Below are 15,015 nucleotides of genomic sequence, written 5' to 3'. Positions count from 1 at the left end.
TCCGGGAAAGGGCTTATGCCTTTTGCTTGTTCCGGCGATTGCTGACGACCATCGACGTCAGCACGAAGAGGACGGCGACCAGGAACATGGCCGTACCGATCACGTTGATCTGGACGGGCGTTCCACGCTGGGCCGAGCCCCACACGAACATGGGGAAGGTGACGGTCGAGCCCGCGTTGAAGTTGGTGATGATGAAATCGTCGAAGGAGAGCGCGAACGACAGCAGCGCGCCCGCGGCGATTCCTGGGGCCGCGATGGGCAGGGTGACCCGCAGGAAGGTCTGCACGGGACCGGCGTACAGGTCCCGGGCGGCCTCCTCCAGGCGCGGGTCCATCGACATCACGCGCGCCTTGACCGCGGTGACGACGAAGCTCAGGCAGAACATGATGTGGGCGATGAGGATCGTCCAGAAGCCGAGCTGGGCGCCCATGTTGAGGAACAGGGTGAGCAGCGAGGCGGCCATGACGACCTCGGGCATCGCCATCGGCAGGAAGATCAGCGAGTTGACGGCGCCGCGCGCGCGGAAGCGGTAGCGGACCAGCGCGAAGGAGATCATCGTGCCGAGGATCGTGGCGCCGACCGTCGCCCACACGGCGATCTGGAGGCTGATGGACAGCGAGCCGCACATGTCGGCGACGCCGCAGGGGTCCTTCCAGGCGTCCGTGGAGAAGCGCTGCCATTCGTAGTTGAAGCGCCCCTTCGGTTTGTTGAAGGAGAACACCGTGACGATGACGTTCGGCAGCAGGAGATAGGCGAGCGTCAGCAGTCCGGCGATGACGACGAGATGGCGCTTGAGCCAGGTGACGAAGGGCATTTAGACCAGATCCTCCGTCCCGGACCGGCGGATGTAGAGGGTGACCATGGCCAGGATCGCGGCCATGAGGATGAAGGAGAGGGCCGCGGCCGTCGGATAGTCCAGAATGCGCAGGAACTGCGTCTGGATGACGTTGCCGATCATGCGGGTGTCGGTGGAGCCGAGGAGTTCGGCGTTGACGTAGTCACCGGCCGCCGGGATGAAGGTCAGCAGCGTCCCGGAGACCACGCCCGGCATGGACAGCGGGAAGGTGACCTTGCGGAAGGTGGTCCACGGCTTGGCGTACAGGTCGCCGGCCGCCTCGTGCAGCCGCCCGTCGATCCGCTCCAGCGAGGTGTACAGCGGCAGGATCATGAACGGCAGGAAGTTGTACGTCAGTCCGCAGACGACCGCGAGCGGGGTGGCGAGGACGCGGTCGCCGGCCGTCCAGCCGAGCCAGTTGGTGAGGTCCAGGACGTGCAGCGAGTTCAGCGTGTGCACGACCACGCCGTTGTCCGCGAGGATCGTCTTCCAGGCCAGGGTGCGGATCAGGAAGCTGGTGAAGAACGGCGCGATCACCAGGATCATGATCAGGTTGCGCCAGCGGCCCGCGCGGAAGGCGATGAGATACGCCAGCGGGTAGCCGAGCAGCAGGCACAGCACGGTCGCGGCGGCGGCGTAGGAGACGGACCGCAGGAACTGCGGCCAGTACGCGGACAGGGCGTCCCAGTAGGTCGCGAAGTGCCAGGTGACCTTGTAGCCCTCCTCCAGGGAGCCCTGCTGCACGGAGGTGGAGGCCTGGTAGAGCATCGGCAGCGCGAAGAAGACGATCAGCCACAGCATGCCGGGCAGCAGCAGCCAGTACGGGGTGAACCGGCCGCGCCTGCGCGGGGGCTTCTTCTCCGGGGTGGCGGGGGCGAGGGGCGGGGGCGCCTCGGTGAGTGTGGACATCAGGCGGCGACCTCTTCCTCGGTGCCCGCGTCGATGTCCTGGGCGGCGTCCAGACCGAAGGTGTGCGCCGGGCTCCAGTGCAGGACCACGTCGGCGCCGGGGACGAGCCGGCCGTCGCGCTCGACGTTCTGCACGTACACCGCCAGCTCGTCGCAGACCGGGCTGTCGATGACGTACTGCGTGGAGACGCCGATGAAGCTCGCGTCGGCGATCTTGCCGGTGAGGCGGTTACGGCCCTCGGGGATCTCCCCCGCGTCGTCGGCGTGCGTGAGGGAGATCTTCTCCGGGCGGATGCCGACCAGCACCTTGCCGCCGGCCGTCGTCGGGGCGGCACACCGCGCCTCGGGCAGCACCAGCTTGCCGCCCCCCGCCTTGAGCACGATGTCGTCGCCGTTCTTCGTGTCGACCTCGGCCTCGATGAGGTTGGAGGTGCCGAGGAAGTTGGCGACGAAGGTGCTCTGCGGGTTCTCGTACAGGTCGGCCGGCGAGCCGAGCTGCTCGACCCGGCCGCCGTTCATCACGGCGACCGTGTCGGCCATGGTCATGGCCTCCTCCTGGTCGTGCGTGACGTGCACGAAGGTGATGCCGACCTCGGTCTGGATGCGCTTGAGCTCCAGCTGCATCTGGCGGCGCAGCTTCAGGTCCAGGGCGCCGAGCGGCTCGTCCAGCAGGAGCACCTTGGGGTGGTTGATCAGCGCGCGGGCCACGGCGACGCGCTGCTGCTGGCCGCCGGAGAGCTGGTGCGGCTTCTTGCGCGCCTGCTCGCCGAGCTGGACCAGCTCCAGCATGTCCTCCACCTGCTTCTTCACGCTCTTGATGCCGCGCCGGCGCAGGCCGAAGGCGACGTTCTCGAAGATGTCGAGGTGCGGGAAGAGGGCGTAGGACTGGAAGACCGTGTTCACCGGCCGTTTGTACGGCGGCAGGTGGGTGACGTCCTGGTCGCCGAGCCGGACGGTGCCCGTCGTGGGCTCCTCCAGGCCGGCGATCATGCGCAGGGTGGTGGTCTTGCCGCAGCCGGAGGCGCCGAGCAGGGCGAAGAAGGAGCCCTCGGGCACGGTCAGGTCCAGCGGGTGCACGGCGGTGAAGGAGCCGTAGGTCTTGGAGATGCCCGAGAGGCGGACGTCGCCGCTGTTGTCTGGTGTCGTCTTCATCGTCGTCACGCCCCTGTGAGCTTCGCGAACTTCTCTTCGTAGGCCGTCTCTTCCTTCTGGCTCAGGGAGCGGAAGGCGTGGGACTTCGCCTGCATGGCCTTGTCGGGGACGATCAGCGGGTTGTCCGCCGCGTCCTTGTCGATCTTCGCAAGGTAGGGCTTCACCCCGTCGACCGGCGTCACGTAGTTGATGTAGGCGGCGAGCGCGGCGGCCTGCTCGGGCTCGTAGTAGAAGTCCATGAGCCGTTCGGCGTTCGTCTTGTGCCGCGCCTTGTTCGGGACGCACATGTTGTCGGTCGACGTCATGTAGCCGCTGTCGGGGATGACGAAGTCGACGTCCGGGCTGTCCGCCTTGAGCTGGACCACGTCGCCGGCCCAGGCGACGCAGGCCGCGAAGTCGCCCTTGGTCAGGTCGGAGGTGTAGTCGTTGCCGGTGAAGCGGCGGATCTGGCCCTTGTCGACGGCCTTCTGGAGGCGGGCGATCACCGCGTCGAAGTCGTCGTCGGTGAACTTCGCCGGGTCCTTGCCCATGTCGAGCAGGGTCATGCCGATGGAGTCCCGCATCTCCGAGAGGAAGCCCACGCGTCCCTTGAGCTTCGGGTTGTCGAGCAGGTCGGAGACCGACCTCACCTCGATGCCGTCGAGCGCCTTCTTGTTGTAGGCGATCACGGTGGAGATGCCCTGCCAGGGGTACGAGTACGCGCGCCCGGGGTCCCAGTCGGGGTTGCGGAACTGGGGCGAGAGGTTGGTGTAGGCGTGCGGCAGGTTGGACGGGTCCAGTTTCTGCACCCAGCCGAGGCGGATCAGCCGGGCGGCCAGCCAGTCGGTGAGGACGACGATGTCCCGGCCGGTGTCCTGGCCCGCGGCGAGCTGCGGCTTGATCTTGCCGAAGAACTCGTTGTTGTCGTTGATGTCCTCGGTGTAGTTGACCGTGATCCCGGTCCGCCGGCGGAAGGTCTCCAGGGTGGGGTGGTGCTTGCCGCTGTCGTCGACGTCGATGTACTCGGTCCAGTTGGAGAAGTTCACCACCTTCTCCGCGGCCGAGTGGTCCTGGGCGGAGGTGCCGCCCTGGGTCTTGCCCGCCGCGGGGATCCCGCAGCCGCTCAGCGCTCCGAGTCCGCCGGCGGCGAGCGCGCCGCCCGCGGACGCCCGCAGCAGCGACCGGCGGGTCAGGGCGGCCCTGCCGTTGCGCAAGCTGCGCCGCATGGCGGCCACTTGGGGCGGGGTGAGGCGGTCGGGCTCGTACTGCTCCATGCGCGTGGTGCCCTTTCGGGAGGATCGGCCTGGTCGGTGGCCTGGTCGTCGCTAGCGGTCCCCGAAGATCGTGCGGTGCCAGTCCTTCCTGGCCACCGCGGTGTTGTCGAACATTACGTGCTTGACCTGCGTGTATTCCTCGAAGGAGTACGTCGACATGTCCTTGCCGAAGCCGGAGGCCTTGTAGCCGCCGTGCGGCATCTCGCTGATGATCGGGATGTGGTCGTTGATCCAGACGCAGCCCGCCTTGATCTCGCGGGTGGCCCGGTTCGCGCGGTAGACGTTGCTGCTCCACGCGGAGGCGGCGAGGCCGTACGGGGTGTCGTTGGCCAGCCGGATGCCCTCATCATCACTGTCGAACGGAAGGACGACCAGTACCGGACCGAAGATCTCCGACTGGACGATCTCGCTGTCCTGGGCCGCGCCGGCGATCAGGGTGGGCCGGTAGTAGGCGCCGTCCTTCAGGTCACCCTGGGGGGCCTCGCCGCCGGTCACCACGCGCGCGTAGCCCCGCGCGCGGTCCACGAAGGCTGCGACCCGGTCGCGCTGCGCGTGGGAGATCAGCGGCCCGAGGTCGGTGCCGGGCGCGAACGGGTCGCCGAGCCGCACGGTCTCCATCAGCGCGGCCGTCCGCTCCACGAACGCCTCGTACAGCGGGCGCTGCACGTACGCGCGCGTGGCGGCCGTGCAGTCCTGCCCGGTGTTGATGAGCGCGCCGGCGACCGCGCCGTGCACGGCGGCCTCCAGGTCGGCGTCGTCGAAGACGACGAAGGGCGCCTTGCCGCCCAGCTCCAGATGCAGCCGCTTGACGGTGGCCGTGGCGATCTCGGCGACGCGCTTGCCGACGACGGTGGACCCGGTGAAGGAGGTCATGGCCACGTCCGGGTGCCCGACGAGGTGCTCACCGGCCTGCTTCCCGGTCCCGGTGACGATGTTGATCACGCCGTCCGGGATGCCCGCGTCCGTGGCTGCCTGGGCGAACAGCAGCGAGGTCAGCGGGGTCAGCTCGGCGGGCTTCAGCACGATCGTGTTGCCGGCGGCGATCGCCGGGAGGATCTTCCAGGCGGCCATCTGGAGCGGGTAGTTCCAGGGCGCGATGGAGCCGACGACACCGATGGGCTCGCGCCGGATGTACGACGTGTGGTCGCCGGAGTACTCACCGGCGGACTGCCCCTGCAGATGCCGGGCGGCGCCCGCGAAGAACGCGGTGTTGTCGATGGTGCCCGGCACGTCGAACTCGCGGGTGAGCTTGAGCGGCTTGCCGCACTGGAGGGACTCCGCGCGGGCGAACTCCTCGGCGCGCTCGGCGAGCACGGCGGCGAACCGGTGCAGGGCGTCCGAGCGCTCGCCCGGGGTGGCGGCGGACCAGCCCGGGAAGGCGGCGCGCGCGGCGGCGACGGCCGCGTCGACGTCGTCGGTACCGGCCAGCTCGTACGTGTACACCTCGGCGCCGGTGGCCGGGTCGACCACGGAGTGGGTGCGGCCCGAGGTGCCCTGGGCGGGCCGGCCGGCGATGAACTGCGCGCCGGCCGCCAAGCGGTCCTGTGCGGGGAATCGTTCCGGGGTGGCGGTGCCCGGGTTGTGCATGTCGCTCTCCTCCGCCGTGCGCCCGTCCCGAGGGGCGGGGGGCGTAGCTCCAGCTCGATTTGAGTGCCGATCCTGACAGAGGGACCGAACGCCAACAAGTGATTCCGTTGTTGCCTTTTGGTTACGCGACGGAATCTGTCGACCAGGTGTCGAGTGGGGGCCGAAAAGGGCGGACGGAGTGTCAGTGGTGCGTGCCACACTCGCGTGCATGGGGAAGATCGACGGGGTGGACGCCCTGATCAGGGAGGTCCGGGCGGGGTCCCGGATCAAGTATCTGCACTTCTGGGGACACCGGCCGCGGCCGGACGGCCGGATCGGTCCGAGCTGTCTGAGCCAGTGGTGGCCGTCGCCGTTCGTGGTGGACGGCGTGGCGTACGCGACGGCCGAGCACTGGATGATGACGGGCAAGGCCCGGCTGTTCGGGGACGCGGAGGCCGAGCGCCGGGTGCTGGCCGCGGAGCATCCCGCCGAGGCGAAGAAGGCGGGCCGGCTGGTCCGGGACTTCGACGAGGCGGTGTGGAAGCGGGAACGCTTCCGGCTGGTGGTCGAGGGCAGCGTGCACAAGTTCGCCGCCGATGCCGACCTCGGGATGTTCCTGCTGGGCACCGGGGAGCGGGTGCTGGTGGAGGCGAGCCCCGTGGACCGGATATGGGGCATCGGCCTGGCGGCGGACGACGAGGCGGCCTCGCACCCGGAGCGGTGGCGCGGCCTGAACCTCCTGGGCTTCGCCCTGATGGAGGCACGGGAGAGGCTGGCGGGCGCAGGAGCGTAGGCCTGCGGCGCTTCGGCGGTTCGTCCGGGCGGCGGGGTCGGGCGTTGAGGTGGGCGGGGGTGGGTTGGCGGGGCGGGTTGGCGGGGGCGCGTGGCTGCGTTGGGTGGCGGTGTCGGGGTGGCTGCGTTAGGTGAGCGGAGGTGGGTTGGCGCCTCGGGTTGCGCTCGGCTGAGTGCCGTCGGCGGGTCGGCGCGGACAGATCGCTGCCGCAGGGGGACGCCGTCGGGTCGGCCGGGGCGGGTTGGCGCCATCGGATTGCCGCCTCGGGCTGCGCTCGGCGGACTGCCGTCGGGGGACGGCGCGGACAGATCGCTGCCGCAGGGGGGCGCCGTCGGGTCGGCGGGGGCGGGTGGCTGCGTTGGAGTGGCCGGGCCGGTTGGCGGTGTCAGGTTGGCGCCATCGGATTGCCACCTCGGTTGGGCTCGGCGGATCGCCGTCGGCGGGTCGGCGCGGGCGGAGCGCTGCCGCGAGGATTGCGGACGTCGGGTTTCCGCCGTCGAGTGACCGGCGGTCGGCTCGGCCCCGCTGGCTCCGCACCGTCGGGTTGCCGCCGTCGGATCACCGGCGGTCGGCTCGGCCCCGCTGGCTCAGCGCCGTCGGATGACCGCCGTCAGGCTCACGGGCCGTCGGTGACCGGCGCTGCCCGTGTCGGTGTCGGTGCGGCGGTCGCCGCTGGGTGAGCCCTCGGGGATGGTCCCTCCGGCCTGGACCGGTCTCTCCGCCTGGCCCCGGACAAGGTCGGCCTGGACCGGTCTCTCCGCCCGGCCCCGGACAGGTCGGCCGGCCCGGGACACGTCGGCCGGGATCGGTCGGTGACCGGCGGCCGCGTCAGGTGTTGATCGCGATGAGCAGGGCGAACAGGCCCAGTACCAGGACGATCCCGGCGGCCCCGCAGATGATGCCGGCCAGGGCCACGCCCGGGTTCGTCGCCTCACCTCGGTTGGCCTTGCCCCGGCCCAGGCCGCCGAAGATCAGGGCCAGGATGCCGAGCACCAGGGCGATCGGCCACAGGATGAACCCGACCGCCGAGATGATCCCCAGCACCAACGAGGCCGTGCCCATGCCGTTGCTCGGGGGCGGCTGCATGCCGGGCCAGGCATAGCCGTGGGCGGCGGGATAGGGGGCGACGCCGCCGTACGGGGCCTCCTGCGGGCCCGGGTAGCCGTCGGCGGGAGCGGCGCCCGGGTAGCCGTACGGCACCTGGCCGGGGCCGTCGGGGGCGATGGGAGGCGGCGGCACCGCCTCCGCTCCCGCGTGCGGGCCGACGGGGGACGCCGGCGGGGCGAACGGGTTCACCGGGGGCGTGGGGGCAGGGGGCGCGTAGGGGTTCGGCTGCGGTGCGGGAGCCGGGGATGCGAAGGGGTTCGACTCCGAGGCGGAAGCCGGGGGCGCGAAGGGGTTGGGCTGCCCTGTCGGAGACGGAGGTGCGAAAGGGGCCGGCCCCGAGGCGGAAGCCGGGGGCGCGAAGGGGTTGGGCTGCCCTGTCGGAGACGGAGGTGCGAAAGGGTTCGACTCCGAAGCAGCGGACGGAGATGTGAAGGGATTGGGCTGCGCCACCGGAGACGGCGGTGCGAAAGGGGCCGGCCCCGAGGCGGAAGCCGGGGGCGCGAAGGGATTGGGCTGCCCTGTCGGAGACGGCGGGGCCGCGGACGTGGCGCCGTCGGCTGGGCCGGCCCAGGGCGCGGGTGTGCCGTCCGCGGGCGTGGCCTGGGCCGGGAACGCCGGCAGCGACGTCACCGTCTGCTGGTCGTGGACGGAGCCGGGGGCGGGGACGGCGTCCTGGCCCCGTGCCTCATCCGCGCCCGGCGCGGCCGGTGCCGTCCGCTCCGGTCCCTTGTCGAAGGACACCCGGGGTATCGCGGAGTCGTGCCCGCCGCTCTGCTCCCCCGGCGTGGACTGCGGCACCTCGTCGGACATGGTCGGCACACCCCTCTGCTGGACGTCCGGTCATGCTACGGGCAGCGCGGGCCGCCGCGGCCCGGGGCCTACGATGATGCCGCGCAACCCGATCAGCCGATCATCGCGCCCGCACCACGGACCACGTCCGACGCGCGACGTGCACCGCACGACGTGCCCCGGACGACGTGCCGCGGGCGCCCGTCCCGGGAGGACCCCTTGACCGACAGCTCCGTACCCGCCACCGGCACCGCCGACCGCGATCTGCGCGCCTTCGTCGCCGGACTGCCCAAGGCGGAACTGCACGTCCACCACGTCGGCTCCGCCTCCCCCCGCATCGTCTCCGAACTGGCCGCCCGGCACCCCGACTCCAAGGTCCCCAGCGACCCCGAGGCCCTGGTCGACTACTTCACGTTCACCGACTTCGCGCACTTCATCGAGGTGTACCTGTCGGTCGTGGACCTCATCCGTACCCCGGAGGACGTCCGGCTGCTCACCTACGAGGTGGCCCGCGACATGGCCCGGCAGCAGGTGCGGTACGCCGAGCTGACCATCACCCCGTTCTCCTCGACCCGGCGCGGCATCGACGCGCGGGCGTTCATGGACGCGATCGAGGATGCCCGGAAGGCCGCCGAGGCCGAGTTCGGGACCATGCTGCGCTGGTGCTTCGACATCCCCGGCGAGGCCGGTCTGGAGGCGGCCGAGGAGACGGTGCGGCTGGCCACCGACGACCGGTTCCGCCCGGAGGGCCTGGTGTCGTTCGGGCTCGGCGGGCCGGAGATCGGCGTGCCCCGGCCGCAGTTCAAGCCGTACTTCGACCGCGCCATCGCCGCCGGTCTGCGTTCCGTGCCGCACGCCGGGGAGACGACCGGCCCGGAGACCGTGTGGGACGCGCTGACCGAGCTGCGCGCCGAGCGGATCGGGCACGGCACCAGCTCGGCGCGGGACCCGAAGCTGCTCGCCCACCTCGCCGAGCACCGCGTCCCGCTGGAGGTGTGCCCGACCTCCAACATCGCCACCCGCGCGGTCCGCACGCTGGACGAGCACCCGATCAAGGAGTTCACACGGGCCGGGGTGCTGGTGACGATCAACTCCGACGACCCGCCGATGTTCGGCACCGACCTGAACAACGAGTACGCGGTGGCCGCCCGGCTCCTGGACCTGGACGAGCGGGGCCTGGCCGACCTGGCGAAGAACGCCGTGGAGGCCTCCTTCCTGGACGCGGCGGGCAAGGCGCGGATCGCGGCGGAGATCGACACGTACACCGCCGCCTGGCCGGCCTCCTGACACCGGCCACAATGGGGGCCATGCAGACGCTGACCGCCGTGGCCCACCGCGGCGACCCCTACCGTTTCCGCGAGAACACCCTCGACTCACTGCGGTCCGCGCTCGACCGGGGCGCGGACGCCGTCGAGGTCGACGTACGGCTCACCCGGGACGGCGTCCCCGTGCTGCTGCACGACGACACGCTGCGGCGGCTGTGGGAGGTCGACCGGCCGCTGGGCGCGCTGTCCGCGGACGAGCTGCGCGGGCTCACGGCGGGCGGTGTGCCGACGCTGGCGGAGGCGCTGGCGGCGACCGGGGACAGCAGGGTGATGCTGGACCTGTGCGGACCGGTCGGCCGCCGTACGGTCGCGCGGACCCTGGACGTGGTCCGGCAGTGCGGGGCCGGGGACCGGGTCTACTACAGCGCGCACGCCGAGGCGATGCTCGCCGTCCGCGCCGCCGACCCGGGCGCCGAGATCGCCCTGACCTGGACGACCCTGGCACCGCCCCGGCCCGCGCTGCTGGCCGCGATCCGCCCGCGCTGGCTCAACTACCGCTTCTCGCTGGTGAGCCGGGAGCTGGCGGCCCGCGTCCACCACGACGGCCTCCTGCTGTCCGTCTGGACCCCGGACACCCGCCGTTCCATGAGCCGCCTGGTGGACCTGGGCGTCGACTCGGTCACGACGAACCGGATCGACGTCCTGCACGCCCTGCGCACCGCGCTCTAGGCACCGGAGAACTCCAGCGGGGGCACGATCGCCTGGGCGTCGGCGCCCTCCGCCACCCACAGCCGGATCAGCAGCGCGGCCGTCGCCTCCAGCAGCCCGGACCGGTCCAGTCCGCCGGCGTGCAGCGGCACACAGCCCAGGTCGCGCACCAGCCGTCGTACGACCGTGAGCGCGGCCTCGTCGTCCCCGCACAGCGGTACCGCGAGCGGGCGGCCGGCGAAGACGGGCGGGGTCAGCCGCCAGACGCTCTCGTGGCAGAGGTTGAACGCCTTGACCACGCGGGCGCCGGGCGCGGCGGCGGCGATGCGCTCGGCCGCCGCCGGACCACCGGCCGTGAGCAGGGCGAAGTCGGGGCCCACCGGGTTGGTGCAGTCGATCAACACCCGCCCGTGCAGGGCGTCTTCGAGCCCTGTGACCACGTCCACGGCCACCGCGTGGGGCACGGCCAGCAGCACCGCGTCGGTGCCGTGCTCCGCCGCGCCCCGCAGGTCGCCGCGCGACCGGCCGGCCGCGGCCACCTCGTGCCCGGCCCGCTGCCACTGTTCGCCCAGCGCCCGAGCCATCGATCCCTTACCGAGAATCCCTATGCGCACAACGTCCTCCCCCAGTGGGTGTGTCGGATACGCACAGGACAGTAGGAAGCCGCTCGGGCACCATTCGGTACGTGACCGACGACGACGCCTTCCTCGCCGACTGCCGGGCCCGGCTCGCCTTCGACCTGCTCGCCAACACCTGGAACGCGGTGCCCAGAGGGACGGTCCGCAGCGGCCGGTCGCCCTGCGGGAGCACATCGGCGGGATCAGCCAGAAGGTGCTGACGGAGACCCTGCGCCGGCTGGAGTTCAACGGCCTGGTGGAGCGGCGGGCCTACGGCGGCTCGCCACCCCGTGTGGAGTACGGGCTCACCTCGCTGGGGCGGACGCTGCTCGGGCCGATCGACGCCTTCGGCGCCTGGGCGTTCGAGCACGGCGACGAGGTGATGGCCGCGCAGGAGCACTACACCCGCGCGGGGCCGGCCCGTAGGGGTGGTCCCGGGCAACTCCCCTAGGAGAGCAGCCGGTTGGTCGGGGACGAAGCAAGGGTCGTGCGCCCTCCTCGGTGAGGATCCGCGGCCCCGGTCCGGCACCGGAGGATGATCACGCACCGTCTTCCGGTAACCCCGACGCCGCCCTCCAAGGAGTCCCGCATGCCCCGCACCAGCCGTTCCGCCCTGCTGGCCGCCGCCCTCGTCACCGCGGTGGCCGCCGGCCCGCTGACCGCACCCGCCTTCGCGGCGACCACGCCCTCGACATCCGCACCCGCGAGGTCCGCGCCCTCGACGTCCGCCTCACCGGCATCCGCCACGACCGGCCCCGACACCGAGGCGCTCGCCGCCGCCGTCGCCGGGCTGCCCGACCACGACGCCACCGCCGCGCTGCTCCGCGTCGGCGGCGACGGGACCTGGCGCGGGACGGCCGGGGTGCGGGACGTGCGGACCGGGGCGCCGGCCCTGGAGAACGCACGCTTCCGGGCGGGTTCGGTGACGAAGGTGGTGACCGCGTCGATCGTGCTCCAACTGGCCGCGGAAGGCAGGATCGACCTCGACGGGACCGTGCAGCGGTATCTGCCGGGCCTGCTCCCCGAGGACTTCGCGCCGATCACCGTACGGCAGTTGCTGAACTACACGAGCGGCCTGCGCCCGGGCCCGTCCCTCGGCGACACGGTGGAGGCGGGGTACCCGCACCGCTTCGAGACGCTGACGCCCCGACAGGTCGTGGCGGACGCCGTGGCGCAGGGACCGGCGTACCCGCCGGGCACGCGGCAGACCTACGGCAACATCCACTACACCGTGCTCGGCATGCTCATCGAGAAGGTGACCGGCGACTCGTACGCGCACCAGGCCGAGGTGCGGATCTTCCGGCCCCTCGGCATGCGGCACAGTTCCTTCCCGGCCGGCGCGGACCCCCGGATCCACGGGCCGCACCACCGCGGCTACGACTGGATCGACGGCAAGCTGGTCGACGTGACCGACTGGAACATGTCCGACCGGTTCGCGGCCGGTGACCTGATCTCCACGACCGCCGATCTGGAGCGGCTGCTGGTCGGGCTGTTCCGCGGCCGGGTGGTGCCGGAGCCGCGGCTGAAGGAGATGTTCACGCTTCCGGACGTGCCCGGGGCGCGGTACGGCGCGGCGCTGGAGCGGTTCGAGGTGAACGGCAAGGTGATCTGGGGCAAGACCGGTTCGCGCCCCGGGTACGCGACGGTGATCGCCGCGACCCCCGACCTGTCCCGCACGCTGGTCTACTCGGTCAACTCCACGGACGCGAAGGGCGACGGCCTGGCCGTCGCCCAGCGCTTCGCGTTCCCGGCGTTCAACCGCTGACCTGAGCCGGGCTGTTCGCCGTACGCGGCATTCAGCCCGCGGCGGTGGCGGCCGGGAGCGCGGGCGGTGCGCCGAGCGCCTCCAGCCGCTTGATCTTCTTCCGTACGACGTACAGCGGGACGATCCCGAAAACCCCGAACGACATGTCGATGACGCTCCACCAGAAGGGGATCCCGCGGACCGGTCCGCAGACGAGGGCGAGCGGGATGATCCCGGCACAGGCGATCATCCCGAACTCGACCACCCAGATGTTGCGGACGGGGTCGCGGTACGGGCCGTAGAAGGCGACTGCGATGACGAGGTGGGCGAAGGCCAGCCAGTCGGTGCCGTACAGGACGAAGGGCTGGTCCGCGTCGACGGTGTCCAGCCCGTCCCGCACCCGGGAGATCCACGCCATCAGCCCGGGCAGGTGCTCCGGCACGGACAGCGCGCGCAACGCGCTCTCGGTCCAGTGCAGTTCGTGCACCAGCGGGAAGGCGGTGGCCCCGCTGAGGACGAGGCACACGACGAAGAGGGCCAGCCAGACGCGGATGCCCTTGAGCAGGGCGGCTCTGTCGCTCATGGCAGCAGCGTACGCCTGGAATTGAACATGTTCAAAACTCTTCCCGGTGCAGCACCCGCTCCCGCGCGATGCGGCCGGCCGGAGGTGTGCAGGCGGCGGCGACGGTGAGCCGGGCGCTGGGCGACTGACCGCGCCCGCAACGCGCCCGTCCGTGTCACCGGTCCGGCCTCGCGCCGAGGTGACGCAGGGCCGAGGCCGCCGCCCCGGCACCGCACATGCCGTGGGCGCCGGGGCCCGGCGGGGTGGCGGCCGAGCAGGCGAAGACGCCGGGCAGGGTGGTGGAGTAGGGGTCGAGGGCGGGGCGGGCACCGAACAGGAGCTGGCGGACGGTCCGGGCGCCGGTGAGGATGTCGCCGCCGGCGAAGTTGGGGTTGGCGGCGGCGAACCCGGCTGGTGAGGTGGCGCGCAGGCCGACGACACGGTCCCGGGTGCCGGGGGCGAAGCGTTCGAGCTGGCCGAGGACGGCTTCCGTGGCGTCGCCGTCGTAGCCGTGGGGGACGTGGGCGTAGGCCCAGACGGGGTGGACGTCGCCGACGGAGCGGCCGGGGTCGGCCAGGTACTGCTGGGCGACCAGGACGAAGGGGCGGCGGGGCATACGGCCTTCGTTCACGTCCCTCGCCGTCTGCGCGATCTCGGCGAACGTGCCGCCGAGGTGCACGAACCCCGACCGCCGGGCGTGTTCGTTCGTCCACGGCACGCCCTGCTCGACGGCCAGGTCCACCTTGAAGGCGGCGGGCCCGCGCCGGAAGCGCTGGTAGGCGCGGCGCACGCGGGTGGGCAGCCGGTCGCCGTAGACGCGGGCGATCTGCGCGGGGTCGAGGTCGAGGAGGGTGACGTCGGCGGGCGGGATCTGGGCGTGGTGGGTGATGCGGACGCCGGTCCGGACACGGCCGCCGTGTGCGCGCAGTGCCCGTTCCAGGCTGCGGGCGATGGCCTGGGAGCCGCCTTCCGCGACGGCCCATCCGCAGGCGTGGCCGGCGGCGAGGACGCCCAGCCCGATGGCCGAGCCCAGCGGCTCGGACAGCGGGCGGAAGGAGTGCGCCGCGGCTCCGGCCCACAGGGCCCGGGCACGGGGGGTGGAGAAGAGGCGGGCGAGCAGGGTGGCGGGGAGGGTGGTGGGCAGGCCGAAGCGGGCGAGGAGCAGGGGGTGGGAGGGGACGCGCAGCAGGGGGCCCAGCACGTCGTGACTCAGGGCTTCCCAGTGGCGCGCCGGGGGCTCCAGCAGGCGCCGGTAGCGGGGGCCGTCGGGGCCGAGCAGGCGTGCGGTGTCCCGCACCGAGCGCAGCAGCACCCCCGCCGTACCGTCGTCCAGGGGGTGGACGCAGTCGACGTCCGGCAGCCGCCAGCGCAGTCCGTGGCGTGCGAGGTCCAGCGCCTTGTGCGCGGGCGAGGCGACGGTCACGGAGTGCACGGCCGAACAGTGGTCGTGCAGCAGGCCGGGCAGGATCGCCTCCTCGCTGCGGGTGCCGCCGCCGACCTCGTCGGCGGCCTCCAGGAGGGTGACGTCCAGCCCGGCCCGGGCGAGGAGAGCGGCGGCGGTGAGTCCGTTCGGTCCGCCGCCGACGACGATCGCGGTGGTCATGGCGATGTCCAAGCTGTCGGTGGGGGCCGACGCTACCTGATCGGACCACGGCGCTTTCGGTACGAACAGCCGCTTCGGCGTGAACCGCCCTGAATCATTGCAAAGTTCCCGGA

13 protein-coding genes and 1 pseudogene are annotated in these 15,015 nt (G+C 72.0%); 5 read left to right on the top strand and 9 right to left on the bottom strand.

All coding sequences use genetic code 11. The features are described from left to right. Positions 1-13 precede the first annotated feature (13 nt). From OO52_RS11665 to OO52_RS11645, 5 genes are read right to left on the bottom strand one after another with little or no spacing between them, the layout of a single operon-like run. Positions 14-814, bottom strand: coding sequence for an ABC transporter permease (locus OO52_RS11665; RefSeq protein WP_030656013.1), 801 nt, complete (start codon positions 812-814; stop codon positions 14-16). Next, positions 815-1,744: an ABC transporter permease gene (locus OO52_RS11660; protein WP_030656011.1), complete on the bottom strand. Its 930-nt coding sequence runs from the start codon at positions 1,742-1,744 to the stop codon at positions 815-817. Continuing rightward, on the bottom strand, positions 1,744-2,904 hold the full coding sequence (locus tag OO52_RS11655; protein WP_030656009.1) for an ABC transporter ATP-binding protein: 1,161 nt from the start codon (positions 2,902-2,904) through the stop codon (positions 1,744-1,746). The genes OO52_RS11660 and OO52_RS11655 overlap by 1 nt, the downstream gene beginning before the upstream one ends. Then, complete coding sequence (locus OO52_RS11650) at positions 2,901-4,148, bottom strand: polyamine ABC transporter substrate-binding protein (protein ID WP_030656007.1); 1,248 nt, start codon at positions 4,146-4,148, stop codon at positions 2,901-2,903. The genes OO52_RS11655 and OO52_RS11650 overlap by 4 nt, the downstream gene beginning before the upstream one ends. 51 nt (positions 4,149-4,199) lie before the next feature. Then, the gene (locus tag OO52_RS11645; protein ID WP_030656004.1) at positions 4,200-5,735 is read right to left on the bottom strand and encodes a gamma-aminobutyraldehyde dehydrogenase; all 1,536 of its coding nucleotides are present in this window, start codon (positions 5,733-5,735) and stop codon (positions 4,200-4,202) included. Positions 5,736-5,943: 208 nt separating this feature from the next. On the opposite strand from OO52_RS11645, the gene OO52_RS11640 reads away from it, so the two are divergent. Then, positions 5,944-6,507, top strand: coding sequence for an NADAR family protein (locus OO52_RS11640; RefSeq protein ID WP_030656002.1), 564 nt, complete (start codon positions 5,944-5,946; stop codon positions 6,505-6,507). A gap of 828 nt (positions 6,508-7,335) precedes the next feature. Here OO52_RS11640 and OO52_RS11635 read toward each other — a convergent pair. Next, a complete protein-coding gene (locus OO52_RS11635) occupies positions 7,336-7,746 on the bottom strand; it encodes a DUF4190 domain-containing protein (RefSeq protein WP_030648923.1) in 411 nt (136 codons plus the stop codon). A gap of 696 nt (positions 7,747-8,442) precedes the next feature. Between OO52_RS11635 and OO52_RS11630 the strand changes: the two genes are divergently transcribed. Together OO52_RS11630 and OO52_RS11625 are read left to right on the top strand one after the other, a co-directional pair. Beyond that, positions 8,443-9,690 (top strand): adenosine deaminase, encoded by a 1,248-nt coding sequence (locus OO52_RS11630; protein ID WP_106971973.1) that lies wholly within the window; start codon positions 8,443-8,445, stop codon positions 9,688-9,690. A 20-nt stretch (positions 9,691-9,710) separates the two neighbouring features. Next, positions 9,711-10,397 carry a glycerophosphodiester phosphodiesterase gene (locus OO52_RS11625; RefSeq protein WP_030648929.1) on the top strand — a complete coding sequence of 229 codons (687 nt, stop codon included), beginning with the start codon at positions 9,711-9,713 and terminating at the stop codon, positions 10,395-10,397. Here OO52_RS11625 and OO52_RS11620 read toward each other — a convergent pair. Then, positions 10,394-10,960, bottom strand: coding sequence for an NADPH-dependent F420 reductase (locus OO52_RS11620; protein WP_030648933.1), 567 nt, complete (start codon positions 10,958-10,960; stop codon positions 10,394-10,396). The two genes, OO52_RS11625 and OO52_RS11620, sit on opposite strands and share 4 nt — an antisense overlap. A gap of 101 nt (positions 10,961-11,061) precedes the next feature. On the opposite strand from OO52_RS11620, the pseudogene OO52_RS11615 reads away from it, so the two are divergent. Together OO52_RS11615 and OO52_RS11610 are read left to right on the top strand one after the other, a co-directional pair. Further along, positions 11,062-11,444, top strand: a pseudogene (locus tag OO52_RS11615) (winged helix-turn-helix transcriptional regulator). A gap of 138 nt (positions 11,445-11,582) precedes the next feature. Next, positions 11,583-12,758, top strand: coding sequence for a serine hydrolase domain-containing protein (locus OO52_RS11610; RefSeq protein ID WP_030648942.1), 1,176 nt, complete (start codon positions 11,583-11,585; stop codon positions 12,756-12,758). Positions 12,759-12,789: 31 nt separating this feature from the next. Here the strand turns inward: OO52_RS11610 and OO52_RS11605 are convergent, their stop codons facing one another. Continuing rightward, positions 12,790-13,320, bottom strand: a complete 531-nt coding sequence (locus OO52_RS11605; protein ID WP_030648946.1) for a hypothetical protein — start codon at positions 13,318-13,320, stop codon at positions 12,790-12,792. Between the two features lie 154 nt (positions 13,321-13,474). Continuing rightward, on the bottom strand, positions 13,475-14,902 hold the full coding sequence (locus OO52_RS11600; protein WP_030648949.1) for a phytoene desaturase family protein: 1,428 nt from the start codon (positions 14,900-14,902) through the stop codon (positions 13,475-13,477). Between the last annotated feature and the right edge of the window lie 113 nt (positions 14,903-15,015).

Source organism: Streptomyces flaveolus (genome assembly GCF_000716535.1).
Taxonomy (GTDB): Bacteria; Actinomycetota; Actinomycetes; order Streptomycetales; family Streptomycetaceae; genus Streptomyces; species Streptomyces flaveolus_A.
Note: the sequence above shows the minus strand (reverse complement) of the source record. Positions and strands in the feature narration are given on the sequence as shown.

Excerpts from the sequence above, each read along its gene's own strand:
- OO52_RS11605 (WP_030648946.1), bottom strand. The coding sequence starts at position 13,320 with ATGAGCGACAGAGCCGCCCTGCTCAAGGGCATCCGCGTCTGGCTGGCC.
- OO52_RS11620 (WP_030648933.1), bottom strand. The coding sequence starts at position 10,960 with ATGGCTCGGGCGCTGGGCGAACAGTGGCAGCGGGCCGGGCACGAGGTG.
- OO52_RS11640 (WP_030656002.1), top strand. The coding sequence starts at position 5,944 with ATGGGGAAGATCGACGGGGTGGACGCCCTGATCAGGGAGGTCCGGGCG.
- OO52_RS11600 (WP_030648949.1), bottom strand. The coding sequence starts at position 14,902 with ATGACCACCGCGATCGTCGTCGGCGGCGGACCGAACGGACTCACCGCC.
- OO52_RS11665 (WP_030656013.1), bottom strand. The coding sequence starts at position 814 with ATGCCCTTCGTCACCTGGCTCAAGCGCCATCTCGTCGTCATCGCCGGA.
- OO52_RS11650 (WP_030656007.1), bottom strand. The coding sequence starts at position 4,148 with ATGGAGCAGTACGAGCCCGACCGCCTCACCCCGCCCCAAGTGGCCGCC.
- OO52_RS11610 (WP_030648942.1), top strand. The coding sequence starts at position 11,583 with ATGCCCCGCACCAGCCGTTCCGCCCTGCTGGCCGCCGCCCTCGTCACC.
- OO52_RS11625 (WP_030648929.1), top strand. The coding sequence starts at position 9,711 with ATGCAGACGCTGACCGCCGTGGCCCACCGCGGCGACCCCTACCGTTTC.
- OO52_RS11645 (WP_030656004.1), bottom strand. The coding sequence starts at position 5,735 with ATGCACAACCCGGGCACCGCCACCCCGGAACGATTCCCCGCACAGGAC.
- OO52_RS11660 (WP_030656011.1), bottom strand. The coding sequence starts at position 1,744 with ATGTCCACACTCACCGAGGCGCCCCCGCCCCTCGCCCCCGCCACCCCG.